Annotated in this window: 1 protein-coding gene; it reads right to left on the bottom strand. The window is 62.0% G+C overall.

Annotation, left to right across the window (positions count from 1 at the left end):
• The coding region (bamA, locus tag ACI2JO_RS19960; protein ID WP_404722222.1) for an outer membrane protein assembly factor BamA at window positions 1-1,126 on the bottom strand (1,126 nt) is incomplete at both ends.

Raw genomic sequence — 1,126 nt, 5'->3', positions numbered from 1 at the left:
TTGTCCTGGAAGAACCCGAGCGAGTTGATGCGATCCTGCGAGCGCTTCACCTGGAAGCTGTTGAACGCGTCGCCCTCACCCAGACGCACTTCGCGGCGGATCACCTTGTCCTGCGTCTGTGTGTTGCCGGTGATGTCGATCCGCTCGACATAGGTGCGCTGCGCCTGACCGATGTGGAAGTTGATCGACATCGTCAGCGTTTCACGGTCACGCTGGAATTCGGGCGCCACGTTGCTGAACGCATAGCCGAACAGCCCGGCGGTTTCGCTCAGATTGTCGACCGTGTCCTCGACCGCCTTGGCGTTGTACCAATCGCCCTTCTTGATTGGCAGCCCGGCGGCCAGCTTCTTGCCGTCGAAGTCACGAATGTCGCTGTCGACCGTGACATCACCGAACTTATAGCGCGGGCCCTCTTCCACCACATAGGTGATGATGAAGTCCTTGCGATCCGGCGTCAGCTCGGCCACCGCCGAGGTCACGCGGAAATCGGCATAGCCCTCGGTCAAATAGAATTGCCGCAGCTTCTGCTGATCATAGGCCAGCCGGTCCTGATCATAGGACGTCCCCGACGACAGCAGGCGATAGAAGCGCGCTTCCTTGGTCGCCATCTGTGCGCGCAGCTTGCCGTCGTCGAACACCTGGTTGCCGATGATGTTGATCTGGCGAACCTTCGACTTGGGTCCCTCGCTGACCTCGAAGATCACGTCGACGCGGTTCTGGTCGAGGCTGACCATCTTGGGCTGCACCGTCGCGGCGAAGCGGCCCTGCCGACGGTACAGTTCGATGATCCGCGCCACGTCGGCGCGCACGGCCGATCGGGTGAAGATCTGGCGCGGCTTGAGGCGAACCTCCTTGCCGATCTTGTCTTCCTTCAGGCGCTTGTTACCCTCGAAGATGACGCGGTTGATGATCGGGTTCTCGCGCACGCGGATCACGATGTTGCCGGTCGCCGCGCCGTCGATCTGCACATCGGCGAACAGGTCGCTGGCGTACAGGTCCTTGATCGCCTGATCGAGCGTCTCGTTGGTGTAGCTGTCGCCCTGCCGCAGCTTGGTATAGCTCAGCGCCGTCTCGGGCTCGATCCGCTGCGTGCCCTCGACGCGCAACGACGTGATCGTGCGGGCGG

Source organism: Sphingomonas sp. NPDC079357, assembly GCF_044901155.1.
Taxonomy (GTDB): domain Bacteria; phylum Pseudomonadota; class Alphaproteobacteria; order Sphingomonadales; family Sphingomonadaceae; genus Sphingomonas.
This window is presented reverse-complemented; position numbering and strand designations above follow the sequence as displayed.